This window comes from Mesoterricola sp. JemC181, from assembly GCF_055384585.1.
In genome coordinates, this window is the sequence record NZ_AP045076.1 from 4847403 (window position 1) to 4866871 (window position 19469).

Annotated in this window: 18 protein-coding genes and 1 tRNA gene; 17 read left to right on the forward strand and 2 right to left on the reverse strand. The window is 68.8% G+C overall.

The genetic code is table 11. From position 1 onward, the window contains the following. Window positions 1–867: 867 nt before the first annotated feature. The 9 genes from ACZ5MC_RS21055 (at window position 868) to ACZ5MC_RS21095 (ending at window position 10703) form a co-directional block, all read left to right on the forward strand. On the forward strand, window positions 868–1515 hold the full coding sequence (locus ACZ5MC_RS21055; protein ID WP_306597868.1) for a redox-sensing transcriptional repressor Rex: 648 nt from the start codon (window positions 868–870) through the stop codon (window positions 1513–1515). A gap of 92 nt (window positions 1516–1607) precedes the next feature. Further along, window positions 1608–2114, forward strand: a complete 507-nt coding sequence (gene nuoE, locus ACZ5MC_RS21060) for an NADH-quinone oxidoreductase subunit NuoE (protein ID WP_306597869.1) — start codon at window positions 1608–1610, stop codon at window positions 2112–2114. An 11-nt stretch (window positions 2115–2125) separates the two neighbouring features. Next, window positions 2126–4012, forward strand: a complete 1887-nt coding sequence (locus ACZ5MC_RS21065) for an NADH-ubiquinone oxidoreductase-F iron-sulfur binding region domain-containing protein (protein WP_464517796.1) — start codon at window positions 2126–2128, stop codon at window positions 4010–4012. Between the two features lies 1 nt (window position 4013). Next, window positions 4014–6038: a [FeFe] hydrogenase, group A gene (locus ACZ5MC_RS21070; RefSeq protein ID WP_306597871.1), complete on the forward strand. Its 2025-nt coding sequence runs from the start codon at window positions 4014–4016 to the stop codon at window positions 6036–6038. Continuing rightward, on the forward strand, window positions 6025–6288 hold the full coding sequence (locus ACZ5MC_RS21075; RefSeq protein WP_306597872.1) for a (2Fe-2S) ferredoxin domain-containing protein: 264 nt from the start codon (window positions 6025–6027) through the stop codon (window positions 6286–6288). The genes ACZ5MC_RS21070 and ACZ5MC_RS21075 overlap by 14 nt, the downstream gene beginning before the upstream one ends. Continuing rightward, entirely contained in the window at window positions 6285–7994 is a 1710-nt protein-coding gene (locus ACZ5MC_RS21080) for a [Fe-Fe] hydrogenase large subunit C-terminal domain-containing protein (protein ID WP_306597873.1), read from the forward strand. The genes ACZ5MC_RS21075 and ACZ5MC_RS21080 overlap by 4 nt, the downstream gene beginning before the upstream one ends. Beyond that, on the forward strand, window positions 7991–9172 hold the full coding sequence (locus ACZ5MC_RS21085; protein ID WP_306597874.1) for a SpoIIE family protein phosphatase: 1182 nt from the start codon (window positions 7991–7993) through the stop codon (window positions 9170–9172). The genes ACZ5MC_RS21080 and ACZ5MC_RS21085 overlap by 4 nt, the downstream gene beginning before the upstream one ends. A gap of 64 nt (window positions 9173–9236) precedes the next feature. Next, complete coding sequence (locus ACZ5MC_RS21090; RefSeq protein WP_464516718.1) at window positions 9237–10571, forward strand: ATP-binding protein; 1335 nt, start codon at window positions 9237–9239, stop codon at window positions 10569–10571. A gap of 55 nt (window positions 10572–10626) precedes the next feature. Beyond that, window positions 10627–10703: transfer RNA gene (locus ACZ5MC_RS21095), tRNA-Arg, on the forward strand. A gap of 68 nt (window positions 10704–10771) precedes the next feature. Here the strand turns inward: ACZ5MC_RS21095 and ACZ5MC_RS21100 are convergent. Both ACZ5MC_RS21100 and ACZ5MC_RS21105 read right to left on the reverse strand, forming a co-directional pair. Further along, complete coding sequence (locus tag ACZ5MC_RS21100; RefSeq protein ID WP_306597876.1) at window positions 10772–11035, reverse strand: hypothetical protein; 264 nt, start codon at window positions 11033–11035, stop codon at window positions 10772–10774. 52 nt (window positions 11036–11087) lie between these two features. Then, complete coding sequence (locus tag ACZ5MC_RS21105; RefSeq protein WP_464516719.1) at window positions 11088–11378, reverse strand: hypothetical protein; 291 nt, start codon at window positions 11376–11378, stop codon at window positions 11088–11090. Window positions 11379–11443: 65 nt separating this feature from the next. Between ACZ5MC_RS21105 and ACZ5MC_RS21110 the strand changes: the two genes are divergently transcribed. The 8 genes from ACZ5MC_RS21110 (at window position 11444) to ACZ5MC_RS21145 (ending at window position 19445) form a co-directional block, all read left to right on the forward strand. Beyond that, entirely contained in the window at window positions 11444–12694 is a 1251-nt protein-coding gene (locus ACZ5MC_RS21110; RefSeq protein WP_306597879.1) for a threonine/serine exporter family protein, read from the forward strand. Window positions 12695–12733: 39 nt separating this feature from the next. After that, window positions 12734–15751 (forward strand): ATP-binding protein, encoded by a 3018-nt coding sequence (locus ACZ5MC_RS21115; RefSeq protein WP_464516720.1) that lies wholly within the window; start codon window positions 12734–12736, stop codon window positions 15749–15751. A 21-nt stretch (window positions 15752–15772) separates the two neighbouring features. Continuing rightward, window positions 15773–16120 carry a 6-carboxytetrahydropterin synthase QueD gene (queD, locus tag ACZ5MC_RS21120; RefSeq protein WP_306597881.1) on the forward strand — a complete coding sequence of 116 codons (348 nt, stop codon included), beginning with the start codon at window positions 15773–15775 and terminating at the stop codon, window positions 16118–16120. Next, on the forward strand, window positions 16120–16617 hold the full coding sequence (locus tag ACZ5MC_RS21125) for an LEA/WHy family protein (protein WP_306597882.1): 498 nt from the start codon (window positions 16120–16122) through the stop codon (window positions 16615–16617). Before queD ends, ACZ5MC_RS21125 begins: the two co-directional genes overlap by 1 nt. Continuing rightward, entirely contained in the window at window positions 16614–17294 is a 681-nt protein-coding gene (locus ACZ5MC_RS21130; RefSeq protein WP_306597883.1) for an HAD family hydrolase, read from the forward strand. The genes ACZ5MC_RS21125 and ACZ5MC_RS21130 overlap by 4 nt, the downstream gene beginning before the upstream one ends. A gap of 62 nt (window positions 17295–17356) precedes the next feature. Next, on the forward strand, window positions 17357–17929 hold the full coding sequence (frr, locus tag ACZ5MC_RS21135) for a ribosome recycling factor (RefSeq protein ID WP_306597885.1): 573 nt from the start codon (window positions 17357–17359) through the stop codon (window positions 17927–17929). Then, entirely contained in the window at window positions 17929–18711 is a 783-nt protein-coding gene (locus tag ACZ5MC_RS21140; protein ID WP_464516721.1) for a sulfite exporter TauE/SafE family protein, read from the forward strand. The genes frr and ACZ5MC_RS21140 overlap by 1 nt, the downstream gene beginning before the upstream one ends. Window positions 18712–18764: 53 nt before the next feature. Continuing rightward, entirely contained in the window at window positions 18765–19445 is a 681-nt protein-coding gene (locus tag ACZ5MC_RS21145) for a superoxide dismutase (protein ID WP_464516722.1), read from the forward strand. Window positions 19446–19469 lie beyond the last annotated feature (24 nt).

Below are 19469 nucleotides of genomic sequence, written 5' to 3' on the forward strand. Positions count from 1 at the left end.
CGGCGGCAGTTGGGGAATTAAGCCCGCCCGCAGAAGAGCCAGGGCCTGGCCTTTGGGCAGGACGAAACAGAATTTTTGTTATGGTGGATACACTTAAATTTCTTGGATAAAATTGATTGTTATGACTTGCAACTTATTAAGGTATCGGCGGATGGTTCACGACGGATACGAATCCAATTAAACTCCAAAAGGTAGGAATGTCAATCAAATCCTGGATTATAATATTATTGATTCTGCATAATAAAATAAGTAGGACACCTGATGAATATGGCGTTATGTCCCAAGTACTGCTGGCACATGCACCATCGTGAAGAGTATAAATAGTATTAGAATTTTAAGAGATTAATAATTATTACAAAAGTTATATACATGACATTTTATTAAATAGTTGAAGAATTTATTCCATTTGTGGTCATATAGGACGTATCTACACTTCAGAATTTGGTGCTTTCCCAGTGGCATATCTTCGGCTTACCCGATGGCGCTGGTAAGCCATGGAAGGGATCAAACCCAGAGGCTACGAGGGCTCAAAGATGTCATATATTGCTTAATTCAATTGAGTTATCGAACTAAATGGACCGTCACAAAGGTCAGAATTAATGCAGCGGGATCATGATAATTATCAATATGAAATTTACAGTAAATTTCACAACTTTGATTTGTTGTTTATTTTTACACTACAATACTACCGCTTCAATTTTTTTTAACCAAGTCTAAACCTTAATATCAGATCCATTTCAGAAAACAGCACATCCTATTTTTAATCAATTCCCCACCCGAGCCGTTGACAGAGCGCCGACCGGGGCGATACCTTTAATCATGATTTTTGTATCGACTCAAAAATCTTGAATCATCCTGGAGGCCACCTTGACCGGCCCATCGGTTCCGATCCCCACCCTGAGAAGGCTGCCGCGGTACTACCAGTACCTGGCGCGCCTCAAGGGTTCCGGCCAGGAACAGGTCTCGGCGGCCCACATGGCGGAGGTGCTCGGCGTGCACCACACGCAGGTCCGCAAGGACCTGGCCATCACGGGGTGCCAGGGGCGGCCCAAGACGGGGCACAAGGTGTCCGAGCTCATGTCCGCCATCGAGGGGTTCCTGCACTGGGACAGCCACTCCGACGCGTTCCTCGTGGGCGTCGGGAGCCTGGGCACGGCACTCATCAAATATCCCGGTTTCGACAGGGCCGGCGCGCGCATCGTCGCGGCCTTCGACGCGGACCCCGCCAAGGCGGGCCAGCGCGTGGGTGAAACCCCCGTCCTGCCCATGGAGAAGTTCTCCAGCCTGGCCGAACGCATGCACATCTCCGTGGGCATCCTCACCGTGCCGCCCGAAGCCGCCCAGGCCACGGCCGACCTCATGGTGGGCAGCGGCATCCGGGCCATCTGGAACTTCGCGCCCGTGAACCTGGACCTCCCGGATGACGTCATCGTCGAGAACCTCGAGCTCTTCACCAGCCTCGCCTACCTTCTCCGCAGGCTCTCGGACAGCCGCTCCCCGGCGCCCCTGAGCTAGCGTTCCGGCCCACGGGGCCGGGCAAAGAACATGACCCGCGTCCGGCGAACCGCCGGCAGGGGAGCTCTGTCCCGAACGAAAGGAGTCCCAGCATGGAAGCAACGGCACCCATGGCCCAGGAAGCAGGCCGCAGATTCGAGAAGGTGATCCAGATCCTGGACGGCCACCACCGCGACCGCACGCGGCTGGTGCCCATCCTCCAGGCGGTGCAGGAGGAGTACCGGTTCCTCCCCGAGGAGGTCATGACCCTGGTGGCCACCTCCCTGGGCATCTCCCCCGCCAAGGTCTACGGCGTGGCGACCTTCTACAGCCACTTCGCCCTGCAGCCCAAGGGCAAGTACGTCATCCGGGTGTGCGACGGCACCGCCTGCCACGTGAAGGGCAGCCAGGACCTGGTGGATGCGCTCCAGGCGAAGCTGGGCCTGGGCGGCGCGCGCAAGACGACGCCGGACATGATGTTCACGCTCGAGACCGTCTCGTGCCTGGGGGCCTGCGGGCTGGCCCCGGCGATGGTGGTCAACGAGGACGTGCACGGGCAGGTCGGGCCTGACCAGGCCTGCGAAATCCTCGAGGGCATCCGGCAGCAGGAGGGCATGTGAGCACAGCGGTGATGGAACTCCAGGCCATGGGCGAGGCCTACAGCGAAGCATCCAAGCACTTCAAGCGCCGGGTCGTCATCTGCGCCGGCACGGGCTGCATGGCCAACGGGGCGATGAAGGTCCTCGAGGCCCTCCGCAAGGAGGCCGGTGACCACGGCCTCTCCCTGGACATCGAGCTGGACTTCGAGGAGACGCGGAACCGGGACGGCCTGCTCACCAAGAGCGGCTGCCAGGGCTTCTGCCAGATGGGGCCCCTCCTCAGCATCGAGCCCGACGGCATCCTCTACTGCAAGGTGCGCCCCTCCGACGTGGCCGAGATCGTGGGCCAGACGCTCCTGGACGGCAAGCCCGTGGAGCGCCTCCTCTATCCGCACCCGGTCACGGGCAAGCCCTGCCGCGGCCGCAACGAGATCCCCTTCTACGCCCTCCAGCAGCGCACCGTGCTCAAGAGCTGCGGCAGCCTGGACCCCGAGGACATCCGCGAATACCTCTCCCAGGGCGGCTACGAATCGGCCGCCAAGGCCTACCTCCGGATGCAGCCCGAAGGCGTGTGCGGCGAGATCCTGGCTTCGGGCCTCCGCGGCCGGGGCGGCGGGGGCTTCCCCACGGGACGGAAGTGGGAGATGGCCCGGGTGCAGCCCGGCCCCAAGAAGTACATCGTTTGCAACGGCGACGAAGGCGATCCGGGAGCCTTCATGGACCGCTCGGTCATGGAGGGCAATCCCCACGCCGTCCTCGAGGGGATGATGATCGCGGCCCGCGCCATCGGCGCCGACGAAGGCTACGTCTACGTGCGGGCCGAGTACCCCCTGGCCGTGGCCCGGGTGCGCCGGGCCGTGGCCGACGCCGAAAGGCTGGGGCTCCTGGGCGACGACCTGTTCGGCACGGGCCTGGGCTTCCGGGTCCACGTCATGGAAGGCGCCGGCGCGTTCGTGTGCGGCGAGGAGACCGCGCTGCTGGCCTCCATCGAGGGCCAGCGGGGCATGCCCATGCCCAAGCCGCCCTTCCCCGCCCAGTGCGGCCTCTTCGGCAAGCCAACCATCATCAACAACGTCGAGACCCTCGCCTCGGTGCCGCTCATCCTGGCCCAGGGCGCGGCGGCCTTCAAGGCCACCGGCACCCCGGCCAGCCCGGGCACCAAGACCTTCGCCCTCACCGGCCACGTGGCCAACACCGGCCTGATCGAGGTGCCCTTCGGCACCAGCCTGCGCCACATCGTCTACGCGGTGGGCGGGGGCGTCACGGGCAAGGACGGCCGGGTCTCCGAGGAGGGCTTCAAGGCGGTGCAGATCGGCGGGCCTTCCGGGGGCTGCCTCACCCGGGACCACCTGGACCTCCCCATGGACTTCGACAACCTCACGGGCATCGGCGCCATGGTGGGCTCGGGCGGCCTGGTGGTGATGAACCAGGACACCTGCATGGTGCAGGTGGCGAAGTTCTTCATGCAGTTCACGCAGAACGAGAGCTGCGGCAAGTGCGTCCCCTGCCGGGAGGGCACGCGCCAGATGCTGGCCCTGCTCGACGACATCACCGAGGGCCGGGCCACCGAAGAGACCCTCCCGCTCCTGGAGATGCTGGCCCGCAACGTCAAGGTCGGGGCCCTCTGCGGTCTGGGCAAGACCGCGCCCAACCCGGTGCTGAGCACCCTGAAGCACTTCCGCCACGAGTACGAGGCCCACGTGCACCGCAAGGTCTGCCCCAGCCGGGTGTGCAAGGCCCTCATGACCCCGGCCATCGAGGCCGCGCTCTGCAAGGGCTGCACGCTGTGCGCCCGCAAGTGCCCGGTGGGCGCCATCATCGGCGAGCGCAAGACGGCCCACACCATCGACACCGGCAAGTGCATCCGCTGCGGAGCCTGCGTGGACGCCTGCAAATTCAACGCGATCACTGGAGCCTGACATGAGCGCTTCCGAAACCCTCACCATCGACGGCTTCAAGGTCCCCATCCAGGGCGAGCGCAACCTGCTGGAGGTGATCCGCAAGGCCCACATCGAGCTGCCCACCTTCTGCTACCACAGCGAGCTGAGCATCTACGGCGCCTGCCGCCTGTGCGTGGTGGAGGTGGAGGGCCGCGGGATGATCGCGGCCTGCTCCACCCTGCCCGAGCCCGGCATGCGGGTGCGCACCCAGACCGGCCCCGTCCGGGAACTGCGCAAGGTCAACCTCGAGCTCCTCCTGGCCAGCGGCGACCACGACTGCCCCACCTGCGGCAAGAGCGGCTCCTGCAAGCTCCAGTCCCTGGCCCAGCGCCTGGGCGTGGACAAGGTGCGCTTCAACGCCCCCCGGGAGACGAAGCCCCTGGACACCTCCAGCCACGGCCTGGTGCGCGACCCCAACAAGTGCGTCCTCTGCGGCGACTGCGTGCGGGTGTGCCAGGAGATCCAGGGCCTGGGGGTGCTCGACTTCACCCGCCGCGGCTCCCAGGTGACCGTGGCTCCGGCCTTCGACAAGGCCATGGCCGACGTGGAATGCGTGCAGTGCGGCCAGTGCGCCGCCGTCTGCCCCACGGGCGCCATCACCGTCAAGCAGGACGTGGACGCGGTCCACGCGGCCCTCAACGACGCCTCGAAGACCGTGGTGGTGCAGGTGGCCCCGGCGGTGCGGGTGGCCCTGGGCGAGCTCTTCGGCCTGGGCGACGACAGCCACGTCATGGGCCGCACCGTCGCCGCCCTGCGGCGCCTGGGCTTCCACAAGGTCTTCGACACCGCCTTCGCCGCCGACCTCACCATCATGGAGGAGGGCGCGGAGTTCCTCGCCCGGCGTGCCAAGGGGGAGAAGCTGCCCCTGTTCACCTCCTGCTGCCCGGCCTGGGTGCAGTTCATGGAGCAGGAGTACGCGGGCGAGCTGCCCCACCTCTCCAGCTGCCGCAGCCCCCAGCAGATGTTCGGTTCCCTGGCCAAGGACACCCTGCCCGGGGAGCTGGGCATCGGCCGCAAGGACCTCGTGGTGGTGGCCATCATGCCCTGCACCGCCAAGAAGTCCGAAGCCAGGCGCCCCGAGTTCGGCGTGGAGGGCAACCCCGACGTGGACTTCGTCCTCACCACCCAGGAGCTGGGCCGCATGATCCAGGACGCCGGGCTGGCCCTGGGCGAGCTGGAGCCCGAGGGCATGGACATGCCCTTCGGCTTCAAGACCGGCGGCGGCATCATTTTCGGCAACTCGGGCGGCGTGACCGAAGCGGTCCTCCGCAACGTGGTGGGCGTCCTGGGCGAAGGCCCCATCCTCGAGCAGGTGCGCTCCACCAAGGGCCGGCGCACGGCCGTCCTGGACCTCCCCGGGGGCGAGGTGCGCATCGCGGTGGTCCACGGCCTGGCCAACGCCCGGGAGCTCATGGAGGACGTGCGTGCCGGACGCGAGCACTACGACTTCGTGGAAGTCATGGCCTGCCCCGGAGGGTGCTCGGGGGGCGCGGGCCAGCCCGTGGCCACGGATTCCCGCATCCGGGCGCGCCGGGCGGATTCCCTGCGCCGCCTGGACGCGTCCATGGACCTGCGCGTCTCCAGGGACAACTCCCTGGTCACCCAGGCCTACAAGGACCACCTGGGCGAGCCCAACTCGCCCGAGGCCCACCGCCTCCTGCACACCCACTACCGGATCCGCCGCCGCATCCAGGGCGAGGGCATCGCCCTCACCGAGGAGGGCGGGGCCCGGATCCCCGTGAGCGTCTGCGTGGGCACCTCCTGCCACATCCGGGGCTCCCAGAAGCTGCTGCAGGCCCTGCTCCACCACGTGGAGGACCAGGACCTGGGCGAGGCGGTGGAGATCCGCGCCACCTTCTGCATGGAGGCCTGCGACCGGGGCCCCTCGGTGCGCGTGGCCGGGCACGTCCTGCACCGGGCCGGCCTGGAGGACGTCAAGGCGCTGATCGGCAAGGCCCTCAAGGGCGAACTGGAACCCGTCGAGGCGGGCCATGGCTGCCATTGAGCTGGTAGTCTGCATGGGCAGCGCCTGCTTCTCCCGGGGCAACATCAAGGCCCTGGATCTCATCCAGGGCTACCTGAGGGAGCACGGCCTGGAGCAGGACGTCCAGGTCACCGGCACCCTTTGCCAGGACCGCTGCCGCCAGGGACCCAACGTCACGGTCCAGGGCGAGTGCTTCTGCGGGATGGAGCCCAAGGCCATCCTCCAGGTCCTGGAAGAACGCCTGGGGCAGGCCGCCGGAGGCAGCAGGTGAACACCGAGATGCCCATCTTCACGGAAAAGACGCAGTGCCAGGACTGCTACAAGTGCGTCCGGCAGTGCCCGGTCAAGGCCATCAAGGTCCAGAACGGCAGCGCCCAGGTCATTCCCGAGAGATGCGTCTACTGCGGCACCTGCGTCAACGTCTGCCCCGTGGGCGCCAAGAAGGTGCGGGACGACCTGTACCGGGCCCGGCTCCTGCTCAAGCGCAGGCCGAAGGTGGTGGCCTCCCTGGCGCCGTCCTTCGTCTCCGAGTTCCCCGGCGTCGCCCCGGGCTCCATGGTCGCGGCCCTCAAGGCCCTGGGCTTCTGGGGCGTCTCCGAGACGGCCCTGGGGGCCCAGCAGGTGTCGGGCGCCTGCGCCGCGGCCCTGGCGAGGGATCCCTCCGGGCTCTCCATCTCCTCGGCCTGCCCCACGGCGGTCGAGCTCATCCGGAAGTACCACCCGGAGCACCTGGGCGCCGTCACCCGCTACCTCTCCCCGCTCCTGGCCCACTGCAGGCTGCTCAAGCACGAATACGGGGAGGAGGTGGGCATCGTCTTCCTGGGCCCCTGCATCTCCAAGAAGCTGGAGGCCGACGCCAACCCCCTGCTCCTGGACGTGGCGCTGACCTTCGCCGACCTGCGGCGCTGGTTCGAGGACCGGGGCATCGACCCGGCCGCCCAGGCCCCCGGGGAGGAATTCATCCCGGGTCCGGCCCGGGAGGGCGCCCTCTACCCCATGGACGGCGGCATGATCCGGGGCATCCGGGGCGCCGGCGGCTCCGGCGCGAACTTCATGGCCTTCTCAGGCATCCCCAGCCTCCAGGAGGCCCTCAAGGGTCTGGACGCGGACGCGCGGGGCCTCTTCCTGGAGCTCCTGGCCTGCGAGGGGGGCTGCGTCAACGGGCCCCAGGCCTCGCGCGCCTGCGGCACCGCCCTCAAGTGGCTGCGCGTCATGGACCACTTCCCCGGGGAGGTGGGGCCGCCCCCGGCCCCCACCGTGGACCTGGCGGCCCCCGTGCACGAGGCCCCCATCCTCCCCCCCGCCCACAGTTCCGCCGACATCAAGCGGGCCCTGCGCCTGGTGGGCAAGACCCTGCCCGAGGACCAGCTCAACTGCGGCGGCTGCGGCTACGACGACTGCAGATCCCTCGCCCTGGCCCTCCTGGAGGGCCGGGCCGAGCCCGGCATGTGCGTCTCGCACATGCGCAAGCTGGCCATGAACAAGGCCAACGCGCTCATCCGCGCCATGCCCAGCGGCGTGGTCATCGCCGACGAGAACCTGACCATCGTGGAGTGCAACCGCCTCTTCGCGGAGATGATGGGCCCCGACTGCCTCATGATCTACGAGGCCCGCCCGGGCATGGAGGGCGCGTCCCTGGCCAAGGTGGCCCCCTTCAGCCGCCTCTTCCTCGAGGCCCTGGACTCCCACGGGGAGCCCATCCGCAAGGACCTGCGCGTGGGCGACCGGGTCATCCGGCTCATGGTCTTCCCCATCGAGTCCGGGCACATGGTGGGCGGCATCCTCCAGGACATCACCGAACCCGCCGTGGTCCGGGAGCAGATCATCCAGAAGACCCAGGACGTCATCCGCAAGAACGTCACCACCGTGCAGCAGATCGCCTTCCTGCTGGGCGAGAACGCGGCCGAGACCGAGCTGATCCTGGGCTCGATCATCGAGTCCTTCCAGCTGCCCCCCGTGAAGAGGCCGGAAAAATGACCCGCCACTTCATGGAGGTGGACCACTACCAGGAGCGCAAGCAGGGCCAGGCCGCCTGCGGGGACGTGTTCCTCTCCGAGAAGATCGCCGAGGACCACCGGGTGATCTCGGTCCTCGCCGACGGCCTGGGCTCGGGCATCAAGGCCAACGTGCTGGCCAACCTCACCTCCACCATGGCCATCCGGTACATGGAGTCGGACATGGACGTGCGCAAGGCCGCGCGCACCATCATGGCCACCCTCCCGGTGTGCCGGGAGCGCCAGATCGCCTACTCCACCTTCACCATCGTGGAGATGGACCCCTGGGGCGCCACCCGCGTGCTGGAGTACGACAACCCCCCGAGCATCCTCATGCGCGGCGCGGACCCCGTGGCCATCACCCCCGAGATCCTGCCCCTGCCCGACACCGAGGGGCGCCAGGCCGAACTGCGCCACGCCCGGTTCGAGGTGCGCCCCGGGGACCGCATCATCTTCTTCTCCGACGGCGTCACCCAGGCCGGGGTGGGAAGCGAAGGCACCCCCCTGGGCTGGGGCCAGACGGCGGTGACGGCCTACCTCGGAAAGGTGATCCGGGAACGCCCCCGCATTTCCGCTCGTCAGCTTGCACGCACCCTCGTCCTCCGGGCCAAGGCCATCGACGGCGGCAAAGCCAAGGACGACATCAGTTGCGCCGTCATGTACTACCGCGAGCCCCGGGAGGTCCTCATCCTCACCGGCGCCCCGGTCTCCCGGGACCGGGATCCGGAGATGGCCGAGATCGCCCAGGCCTTCACCGGCCGCAAGGTCATCTGCGGCGGCACCACCTCGGCCATCCTGGGCCGGGAGCTGGGCCGGACCCTCAGCATGGACCTGCGCAACCTCGACCCCGACGTGCCGCCCATCTCGCGCATGGACGGCTTCGACCTGGTCACCGAGGGCGCCATCACCCTGGCCCGCATGGTGCGCCTCCTGGAGGACGAGGAGTCCCCCGACCTCCTCAAACCCAACGCCGCGACCCAGTTGGCCGGCATCCTCCTGGACAGCGACATCATCCACATCGTCGCCGGCACCAAGATCAACGAGGCCCTCCAGGATCCCAGCCTTCCCGAGGACCTGGACATCCGCAGGAACATCCTCCGGGGGCTGAAGAAGGTGCTGACCGAGAAGTTCCTCAAGGAAGTGCGGATCCGGTTCATCTGAATTTATCCTTGTCAGAAGGAGAATCTTGGCCTAAATTCCCCTTCTGAAAAGGAGAATTTCGGTCATGGTTGATGCCCGCCTCAAGGACGTCCTGCTCGAGAAGCTGGCCGATTCCCTGGCTTCCCCGATCCCGGAGGGAACGCCCCGCGAGGTCCACGGCCTGAAGGCGTTTGCCGGAAAAGCTACGGTGGTGGTGGGCATGCGCCGGTCCGGCAAGACCACCCTCATCCACCAGATGAGGCTGGAACGACTGGCGAGGGGGGTTGGACGCGACCGCCTTCCCTACGTGAACTTCGAGGATGAGCGCCTGGCTGGGCTGGAGGGTGCCCAGCTGGGCTTCCTCGTGGAGGAATATGGCCGCCGGGTTCCCGGGGCCCGGCCCGGGGAACCGGTCACCTGGAGCTTCGACGAGATCCAGGTGGTCCCCGGCTGGGAACGGTTCGTGCGCCGCCTCCTGGATGGCGGGGAGGCAGAGGTCCTCCTCACGGGGTCCTCGGCGGCCCTGCTGTCGCACGAGATCGCTACGGCCCTCAGGGGGCGGGCCTGGGAGGTCCCGCTCTACCCGTTCAGCTTCCCGGAGGCGCTCCGTCACCAGGGCCGGGCCGTTCCGGAAAGGCCAGGCTTCGCCACCGCCGCTGGGCGCGTGGAAATGGAGAAGGCCTTCCTTGCCTGGCTCACGGTGGGCGGCTTCCCTGAAGTCCAGGGGCTGGACCCCGCCGCACGGGGCCAGCTGCTGAAGGACTACGTGGACGTGGCCATGCTGAGGGATGTCATGGAGCGCCACGGGGTCACCAACCTGACCGGCCTGAGGTGGCTGGTGCGCCATCTCCTGGGAAATGCGGGAGGCCTTTTCAGCGTCGAGAAGTTCCATGGAGCCCTGAAGAGCCAGGGCGTGGCCATCGCGCGTGACACCGTCCACGACCTGCTGGCCCACCTCGAGGACTGTTTCCTGGTGCGCACGGTCTGGATGGAATCGAACTCGGAGCGCCAGCGCATGGTGAATCCGCGCAAGGCCTACCCGGCGGACCCCGGCCTGATCCCGATCTACGACCGCAGCGGCCGGAGCAACCTTGGACATGCCCTGGAAGCGGCTGTGCTCATCGAACTGCAGCGGCGGCGGGCCGAGGTGACCTACGTGCGCACGCCGGAGGACCACGAGGTCGACTTCCTTGCCCGCACCCCGGAGGGCGGGATGGAACTGGTCCAGGTCTGCGCCGACGCATCCGACCCGGCCGTGGCGGACCGGGAACTCAGGGCCCTGGCCGAAGCGGCAAGACGCTTCCCCGGCGCAGGGCAGCGCCTTCTGACACTGACCCGGGACGGCGCCCCCTCCGCGGTGCCCCCGGGAATCGCCGTTCAGCCGGCCTATGAGTGGATGCTCTCCCGAAATGCCCCTTGACCCAGGAGCCGGATCCTTAGGATTCTGGATCCGGCCGGCCTCCCGCCGGCAGCCTGTGCCCATAGCTCAGCCGGATAGAGCAACGGCCTTCTAAGCCGTAGGTCGCGCGTTCGAGTCGCGCTGGGCGCACCAGATACGAACCCCCGTCACCGCCCGGTTTCGGGGGTTTCCTCGATCCGCCCGGAGCGCCGCCGATCCCGCTACGCGTGCGAGAAGACCATCTCCTTCACCTCGATGCCCGGGATCGCCCCGAGCCTGGCGACCATGCCCGTGCGGACTTCGTCGCCGCCCAGGACCTCCAGCAGGACCACGCCCTCCGAGGCGCAGAGGCTGTCGGCGACCTCGTGCAGGCCCAGGCGGGTCTTGATGTTGCCGCCGTAGTCCGTGAAGACCTTCTGGACCTCGCCGGCGTTGCGCAGGCGATCGGTGATATGGATGCCGAGAATGACGTGATCCGTCTTCATGGGCGCCTCCGGGGTGGGTTGGAACATTGTAGATCCAATGCCCTGGATGGGGTCAGGTGCGCCTTGGCGAGAACGGGATGATGTTGTCCTCCACCTCCGGCCGTTCCCCGTCCGCCTCCAGATCCTCCACCCGGTAGCTGTTCTCCACGCCGTTGTCCCACCGGACATAGTAGGGCCGGGGCGCGGCGCCCGGCTTGTGGGGGCGGTCCCCGGCGAAGAGGATCGTGCCGGGCCGGCCTCCGCCCTGGCCCTGGGGGCAGAAGTTCGGCCACGCGCCGCCGTACAGGGCGTAGGCGGCCCTGGCGAGGCGGACGCGGTCACCGGCTTTGAAGAGAAGGTCCATGCGGGCTCCGGGGGACGGGCCCATTATGACCCAGGGCGCGGGTCCGGCCGCTATGCTGGAGGTCCATGAGCGATCAAGGCGCAGCACCCTTCCCGCCCCTGGCGTACCAGGGCCCCAGCTCGATCCCCGAGGTGGCCCTCGTCCTGGAGCTGGGGCGGACCCTGCAGGAGTGCGGCGTCAGCGCCCCCACCCTGGAGAACGCCCTGGGCCGCCTCGCCCAGCATCTGGACCTGGAGGGGGCCATCTACGCCACGCCCACGGGCTTCCTGGCCTCCCTGCGCAAGGAGGGGCACCACGGGAAGACCTACCTCATCCGGGTGGACGCGGGGCAGTCCTCCCTGGAGAAGCTCGCGGACGCCGAGGGGCTGGTGGACCAGGTGCTCCAGGACCGCCTGGACGTGGCCACGGCCCGCGACCACCTGGCGAGGCTGGCGGCGCGGCCCATGCGCTTCCCCCCCTGGCTGCAGGTGCTGGCCTACGGCATGGCCTCCATGGGCATGGCGGTCATCTTCGGAGGGGGCTGGCGCGAAGTCCTGCTGGGCACCCTCATCGGGCTCCTGGTGGGCGCCGCGGCGCAGCTCGCCGGAAGGCGGGCGGGGCTGGCCCGCCTCACGCCGCTGCTGGGCGGCGTCATCAGCTCCCTGGGCGGCGCGCTCCTGGGGCGCTTCCTGCCCTCGGCCTCCCACCCCATCCTCGTCCTCAGCGGCATCATCGTGCTGGTGCCTGGGCTGGGGCTCCTGGTGTCCATGCAGGAGCTGGGCACCGGCAACCTGGTGGCCGGCACCGCGCGGCTGGCGGGGACCTTCCTGGTGTTCCTGCTCCTGGCCTTCGGGGTGGGCCTGGGCCAGCACCTGGGCGGCGCGTGGCTGGTGGGCGTGCCCTCCACCGCGGTCCCGCTGCCCTTCTGGACCGTGGCCCCGGCCCTGGCCCTGGTGGCCCTGGGCTTCCTGGTGGTCTTCCAGGGGCGCCTGGAGGACTTCGCCTGGACCCTGGGCGCCTGCGTGCTGGCGTGGGGCGCCGCGCGCCTGGGCACGGAGTTCCTGGGCTCCGAGGCGGGCGCGGGCATCGCGGCCCTGGCCCTGGGCGCCGCGTGCAACCAGTACGCGAGGCGCACCCGGCGCCCCGGCGCGGTTCTCCTGCTGCCCTCGATCATGCTGATTCTCCCCGGCAGCGTCGGGGTGCGCGGCATCACCATGATGATGCACGGCCAGACCCTGGAGGGGCTGGAGGCGGGCATCCACGCCCTGTCGGTCACCGTGGCGCTGATGCTCGGGCTGTTCCTCGCAAACGCCCTGGTGTCGAGAAGGACGTTCTAGCCCTATCATGATGCCGTAACCCCCTCCTGGACCCAGCCGATGCCCCCCTTCCTCCGGCTCGCCGCAGCGTTCCTCCTGGCCACGGCCCTCTGGCCGCAGGGACCGGGCCGTCCGCCCACGCGGCACTACGGCAAGGAGGACGGCCTGCTCAGCGAGGTCGTCACGGCCATGGCGATCACGGCCGACGGCCAGATCTGGGCGGGCACGGAGGCCGGGCTCACGTCCTTCGAGGGGCGCCAGTTCGCGCCCTACGTCGGCCAGCTGCCCTCGCCCGTGCTCACGGACCTCTTCGCCGACCCGGACGGGTCCCTGTGGGTGGCCACGGACGGCGGCGTGGCCCGCATCCGGAACCGGCGCTCCGTGCTCCTGGGGGACGCCGAGGGCCTGCCCCGCGGGTTCTACCGCAAGCTGGGCCGGGACGTGCTGGGGCACCTGTGGGTGCTCTCCACCGACGCGCTATACGTGGAGAACGGCGCCATGCGGTTCGTGCGGGCCCCGGCCCTGCCCGTCCCGGAACGGCCTGTGCACCTGTTCACGGACCCCGCCGACCCGGGGCCCCTGGTCATCACCGCCCGGCACATCCTGGAGTGGCGGGGCGGCGCCTGGGTCCTCGTCCCGGGCCCTCCCATCGGCCCCAATGAGGAGTTCCTCAACCACTCCCGGGACGGCCTGGGCTGCATCTGGGTGCGGTCCAGCCGGGCCATGTGGCAGCGGCGGGAGGACGGCGCCTGGCACAAGGTCCGGGCCAACATGACCGGGGGCTTCAGCTTCAGCTCGCGCCCCGACCGGGACTCCCGGGGCTGGGTGTGGTTCGACGACGCCGACGGCCTCTGGCGCATGAAGGGCGATGCCCGGGAGCGGTACGGCCGCGCCGGGGACGACGCCAAGGGCGGCCTGGTGGACCGCGAGAGCGGCATCTGGATCCGCACGGACCACGGCGTGCAGCGCAACCTGGGCCGCAGCCGCTGGGCGGGCTACGACACCCACGAGGGCCTGGCCGCCAACCTCGCCTGGCAGCCCCTGCGGGACCGGTCGGGCCGGCTGTGGGTGGGGACGGACAAGGGTCTCTGCGTGGCCACGGACACGGGGTTCCGGACGGTCCTCCCCGGGCGCTTCCTGTCCCTGGCCGCGGCGCCCGACGGCCACCTCTGGGCCACCGGCAGCCCCGGAGGGACGGTGCACGAGCTGGATCCGGCCACCCTCGCGTCGCGGACCCACACCGTGGACGTGCTGCCCCGGGGGCGGATCACCGCGGGCCTGGCCATCGACGAGGACGGCACGCCCTGGGTGGCGGACCGGTTCAAGGGCCTGGCCAGGGGGAACCGGAGCGGGGCGGGCTGGACCTGGACCAAGGTGCCCATCGGGGGCCGCGACCCCAGCGAGGTCCTGGGCCTGGCCGCGGTGCCCGGCGGGGGGATCGTTGTCCTCCACGACGGCGCCGCGTCCATGCTGCGCGGCGGCGTCTGGCGCCCGGTGCCCGGGCTCCTGCCGGACACGCCCGGCGCCGTGGCCTTCGGGCCCGGCGGCGCGTTCGTGGTGTCCTACCGCAACCCCTACCAGAACCGCTCCGTGGTCACCCTCCACCGCCTCCAGGGCGGCACGTCGGAGCGAAGGCGCATCGTGCCCGTCCAGGGCATGGCCAGCGACCCCCTCATGTCCATCTTCTCGGTGGGCATGGATCCCGAGGGACGCGTGTGGGTGGGCACCAACAAGGGCCTGGGCGAGCTCGCCTCCGAGGACGCCCCCGCCTTCCGGATGATCGGCATGGAGGACCGGCTGGTGAGCCCGGAGTGCAACGAATGGGCGATGCTGGCCGAACGGGGGAGGGTCTGGGCGGGGACCACCTCGGGCCTGGCATCGTACGACTCCAGCCAGCTGGAGGTGCGCCCGGTGCTCAAGGAGCCCATGGTGCTCCAGGCCTGGTCCGGCGCCACGGAGCTGGACCTGCCCTGGTCGGCCCCGAGGCTGGCCCGGGACTCCAACCTGCTGGAGCTCAAGTTCATGGTCCCCACCTACCAGGCCCCCGGAAAGATCTGGCACGAGGCCCGGCTCCTGGGCGTGGACCCAGGCTGGATCCGCCAGGAGGAGGGCCACCTCCGCTACGCGGGCCTGGCCGCGGGAAGGCACACCCTGGAACTGCGGGGCGTCCTCCCCGACAACGGCATCGAAGGACCCGTCCTCGCGCTCCATTTCACCGTCGTCCCGGCCTGGTGGGAGACCCCCTGGGCCCGGATCCTCGGGGCGCTCCTCGCGGCCGGGGGCATCTGGCTCCTCTTCTGGCTGCGCAGCGTTTCGCTGCGGGCCCGGAACCGCCAGCTCCAGGAGGAGGTGGCCCGCCAGACCCGGGCCCTGCAGGAGGCCTCCAAGGCCAAGAGCGCCTTCCTGGCCAACATGAGCCATGAGCTGCGCACGCCGCTGAACGCCATCCTCCTCTACTCGGAACTGCTCCAGGAGGAGGCCAAGGAACGCGGGCTGGACTCCACCATCCGGGACGCCGGGCGCATCAGCCAGGCCGGGAGCTCCCTGCTCAACCTCATCGACGACATCCTGGACATCTCCAAGATCGAGGCCGGGCACATGCAGATCGACATCCGGGACCTGGCGGTCGCGCCCTTCCTGGCGGCCCTGGATTCCGCCCTGCGGCCCGTGGTGGAGCGCAACGGGAACATGTTCCACGTGGCCGACGAGGGCGCCCCGGCCGTCCTGGCCACCGACTCCACGAGGCTCCAGCAGATACTCGCCAACCTCCTCGGCAACGCGGCCAAGTTCACCGAGAACGGCCAGGTGGTGCTGCGGGCCTCCTCCGAGCCGGGCTGGGCGCTGTTTGCGGTGGAGGACACGGGCATCGGCATGACCCCCGACGAGCAGAAGCGGGTGTTCTCGGAGTTCGTCCAGGCCGACTCCAGCACCACCCGCAAGTACGGCGGCACCGGACTGGGCCTCACCCTGGTGCAGCGCCTGACGGAGATGCTGGGGGGACGCGTGGACCTGGACTCCGCCCCCGGGGCGGGGACCCGGGTCAGGGTCCGCATCCCGATCCCGCCCCCTGTGCGATAATGGGGTTTTAAGGCGAGATTCATGATTCTTCGCAAGGAATACGGCTTCGAGGCCGCCCACTTCATCCACAACCACCCCGGCAAGTGCCGCAACCTCCACGGGCACAGCTACAAGCTCTTCGTGTCCCTGGAAGGCTCCGTGAATCCGGAGACGGGCATGATCATCGACTTCGACGACCTGTCCAAGGTGGTGGTCGACAAGGTCATCCAGCGCCTGGACCACCGCTTCCTCAACGACCTCATCCCCCTGTCCACCGCCGAGAACATCTCGGTGTGGATCTGGGAGGAGCTCAAGCCGTCCCTGCCCCTGCTCTGCCAGATCGAGGTCTTCGAGACGCTGGACAACAGCGTGATCTACCGGGGGGCCTGATGCGCCCGGCCCGGCTGGCGCTCCCCATCCTGGTCCTGGCCACAGCCTGCGCGCCCGTGAGGGACTACCGGGAGGCCGCCCGCGGCCTCCGCTTCCGCCTGGACCGGGTGGAGCCCAGCGTCCACCTGGCCCTGCCCCTGGAGCGGTCCCGCATGGCCTTCCGGGTCGTGGTGGGCGTGGACAACCCCTCCGGCGTCCCCTTCCACGTGACGGCCTTCACCGGTGACCTCAAGCTGGAGACCCGCGGCGCCGTCCACGCCATCGGCCGCATGGAGCTGGCAAGGCCCATCGACCTGCCGCCCCAGGGCGCCGGCAGCATGGAGGTGGAGGTGTCCTTCTCCTACGGGGACCTCCGGGACAACTGGGTGGCCATCCAGGCCGCGGCCCAGGGCGGTTCCGGCGTCTGGCTCCTGGAAGGCGCCCTGAGGGCCGAGACCCACGGCTTCCCCATCCAGCTTCCCGTGAGGTCCAGGCGCGCCTTCGGGGGAGCCCCATGATCCGGGCCGTCGTCTTCGATCTCTGGAACACCCTGGTGCACAGTCAGCACGGCGACCCCTTCCGCCACCTCCAGCGGCTCCTGGACGACGACCAGAGGGCCCTGTACCCCGAGCTCCGGCGCGAGGCCATGGACCGTCCCCACCCCGACGCCCGCACCTTCATCGCGGGATGGATGGACCGGCTCTCCCTTTCCGGCACCCAGATCCTCGCCATGGCCGAGGTCTTCCAGACCGCCGCCGACGACGCCGCGTGCTTCCCCGAGGCCCTCGAGGCCGTGGAAGGCACCCGCAAGCTGGCCCGGGTCGGCCTCCTCTCCAACACCCAGAGCTTCGACATGGAGTTCCTGGACCGCCTGGGCCTGGAGCGGATCCTGCCCACCCGCTGCCTCAGCGCCCTCACTGGGCACCTCAAGCCCGAGCCCGACGCCTTCCGCACCATGGAGAGGCGCCTGGGTCTCTTCCCCGGCGAGATCGCCATGGTGGGCGACAGCTGGCGGGACGACGTGACCGGTGCCCTGGAGGCAGGGTGGACCGCCATCTGGGTGAACCGCCCCGGCAATCCCAGGCCGGCCTGCGACCCCGGGGCGGACCTGGTCGAGATCCCCGACCTGTCCCACGTCCCCCGGATCATCGGCAATCTCCAGAAAGGTGCCCGCTGCAGCACCTGTCTGGGCTGATCCGCTGGCAATTCCCCGGGATTCCCGCTAGAAAATGAAGTGCGCCTTTGATGGAGTATCCGATGACCGCGACCGTTGACACGATTCTGGCCGAAACCAGGAAGCGCATGAAGTCCTCCCTGGAGACCCTCAAGAAGGAGATGGCCACCGTCCGCACGGGCCGCGCCAACGCGGGCATCCTGGACACCCTGCACGTGGAGTACTACGGCGCCTCCATGCCGCTGAACCAGATCGCGGGCGTGAGCGTCCCCGAGGCCTCCATGCTCGTCATCACCCCCTTCGACAAGACCGCCATCAAGGCCATCGAGCACGCCATCCTCAAGTCCGAGCTGGGCCTCAACCCCGCCAACGACGGCGTCGTGATCCGCCTGCCCATCCCGCCCCTGAACGAGGAGCGGCGCCGGGACCTGGTCAAGGTCGTCAGCCGCATGGGCGAGGAGATCAAGACCGCCATCCGCAACGTCCGCCGCGACGCCAACGAGGACGTCAAGAAGCTGGAGAAGGACAAGACCGCGCCCCTGGGCGAGGACGCCGCCAAGAAGGCCCTGGCCGACATCCAGAAGATCACCGACGAGTCGATCAAGGACGTCGAGGACATCGTCAAGCACAAGGACGCCGAGATCATGCACATCTGATGGTGCATCCGGCAACCCTGGCGCTGCTGGTGCTGGCGGCGCTCCTGGCAGGCTTCGTCGACGCCATCGTGGGCGGCGGCGGGCTCATCACCATACCCGCGCTGATGCTGGGGCTTCCCGCCGGCACGCCCATCACCACCGTCCTGGGCACCAACAAGGTGGTGGCCTCCGCCGGCGCCACCTTCGCCACCGCCCAGTTCCTGCGGGCGAAGATCCTCACGTTCCGCGAAATGCTCGGGCCGGTGGCCTGCGCCATGACCGGGGCGGCCCTGGGGGTGCGCATGGCCTACGTCCTCCAGGGCAGGGGCGACGCCTGGTTCCGGCCCGTGATGGTCGGGCTGATGGTGGTGATGCTGGCCTTCACGGTGTTCCGGCCGGACCTGGGCAAGGTCCACGCGCCGAAGTACGGCGTGAACCACCAGCGCGGCCTGGCCGCGCTCATCTCCTTCGCCCTGGGCGCCTACGACGGGTTCTTCGGCCCGGGCACGGGCTCCATCCTCATCTTCCTGTTCGTGGCGGTGCTGGGCTTCGACTTCCTGCGGTCCTCGGGACTGGCCAAGAGCGTGAACTGGGCCTCCAACATCGCCAGCCTCGCGCTGTTCGTGAGCCAGGGCAGCTGGATGCCGGTGGTGGGCCTGACCATGGCGGTGGGCAACGGCGTTGGCGGGTACCTGGGAGCCCGCACCGCGCTCACCCGGGGGAGCGGCCTGGTGCGCGCCGTCTTCATCGCGGTCGTGTCCGTCCTGATCCTGCGCCTGGGCTGGCAGATGTTAGGAAAATAGACTTCCCTGACCGGACGGGTCGGATATAGTGGTGCCTGCTCCAAGGAGGCACCATGGAACGAAGAGAACTGCTGGGCACCCTCGCCGCCGGGACCCTGGCCCTGGGTCTGGCCCCCCGTCTCGACGCGGCCCAGGCCGCTCCCACCGACCCCCGGGCCGACTACAAGCCCCGCCCCTTCGCCCTGGAGACGGGCCTGCCCGGCCTCTCCAAGGACATGCTGGGCGAGCACCTGGCCCTCTACAAGGGCTACGTGAACCGCACCAACGCCCTGCTCAAGGACCTTCACGCCGCCGAGGCCGAGGGCCGCGCCGCCACCGCCGTGCAGGAATCCCGCCGCCGCCTGGGCTTCGAGTTCAGCGGCATGCGCCTCCACGAACTCTATTTCGAGGCCCTGCGCGACAAGGCCGCCGCCCCCGGCCCCGGCCACCCCCTGCAGAAGGCCATCCAGGCCGGCTGGGGCAGCTTCGACGCGTGGTGGGGGGCCTTCAAGGCCACCTGCACCATGACCGGCATCGGCTGGGGCGCACTGGTGAAGGATCCGCTCACGGGCCGGCTCATGAACGCGTGGTTCCAGGACCACGAGAACGCCATCCCCGTGGGGACGGTGCCGATCCTCGTCGTGGACGTGTGGGAGCACGCCTACGTGAAGGACTACGGCGCCACGGCCAGGGCCAAGTACGTGGACGCCATCAAGCCCCTCATCGACTGGGGCGTGGTGGAAAAGCGCTACTGAGCCGCGCCCGGGCCCCGGTTCCCG

Bases quoted from the DNA above. Each gene is read 5' to 3' on its own strand.
- ACZ5MC_RS21130 (WP_306597883.1), top strand. From the start codon at position 16,614: ATGATCCGGGCCGTCGTCTTCGATCTCTGGAACACCCTGGTGCACAGT.
- ACZ5MC_RS21070 (WP_306597871.1), top strand. From the start codon at position 4,014: ATGAGCGCTTCCGAAACCCTCACCATCGACGGCTTCAAGGTCCCCATC.
- nuoE (WP_306597869.1), top strand. From the start codon at position 1,608: ATGGAAGCAACGGCACCCATGGCCCAGGAAGCAGGCCGCAGATTCGAG.
- queD (WP_306597881.1), top strand. From the start codon at position 15,773: ATGATTCTTCGCAAGGAATACGGCTTCGAGGCCGCCCACTTCATCCAC.
- ACZ5MC_RS21125 (WP_306597882.1), top strand. From the start codon at position 16,120: ATGCGCCCGGCCCGGCTGGCGCTCCCCATCCTGGTCCTGGCCACAGCC.
- ACZ5MC_RS21090 (WP_464516718.1), top strand. From the start codon at position 9,237: ATGGTTGATGCCCGCCTCAAGGACGTCCTGCTCGAGAAGCTGGCCGAT.
- ACZ5MC_RS21075 (WP_306597872.1), top strand. From the start codon at position 6,025: ATGGCTGCCATTGAGCTGGTAGTCTGCATGGGCAGCGCCTGCTTCTCC.
- ACZ5MC_RS21100 (WP_306597876.1), bottom strand. From the start codon at position 11,035: ATGAAGACGGATCACGTCATTCTCGGCATCCATATCACCGATCGCCTG.
- ACZ5MC_RS21115 (WP_464516720.1), top strand. From the start codon at position 12,734: ATGCCCCCCTTCCTCCGGCTCGCCGCAGCGTTCCTCCTGGCCACGGCC.
- ACZ5MC_RS21145 (WP_464516722.1), top strand. From the start codon at position 18,765: ATGGAACGAAGAGAACTGCTGGGCACCCTCGCCGCCGGGACCCTGGCC.
- ACZ5MC_RS21085 (WP_306597874.1), top strand. From the start codon at position 7,991: ATGACCCGCCACTTCATGGAGGTGGACCACTACCAGGAGCGCAAGCAG.
- ACZ5MC_RS21065 (WP_464517796.1), top strand. From the start codon at position 2,126: ATGGAACTCCAGGCCATGGGCGAGGCCTACAGCGAAGCATCCAAGCAC.
- ACZ5MC_RS21110 (WP_306597879.1), top strand. From the start codon at position 11,444: ATGAGCGATCAAGGCGCAGCACCCTTCCCGCCCCTGGCGTACCAGGGC.
- frr (WP_306597885.1), top strand. From the start codon at position 17,357: ATGACCGCGACCGTTGACACGATTCTGGCCGAAACCAGGAAGCGCATG.
- ACZ5MC_RS21105 (WP_464516719.1), bottom strand. From the start codon at position 11,378: ATGGACCTTCTCTTCAAAGCCGGTGACCGCGTCCGCCTCGCCAGGGCC.
- ACZ5MC_RS21140 (WP_464516721.1), top strand. From the start codon at position 17,929: ATGGTGCATCCGGCAACCCTGGCGCTGCTGGTGCTGGCGGCGCTCCTG.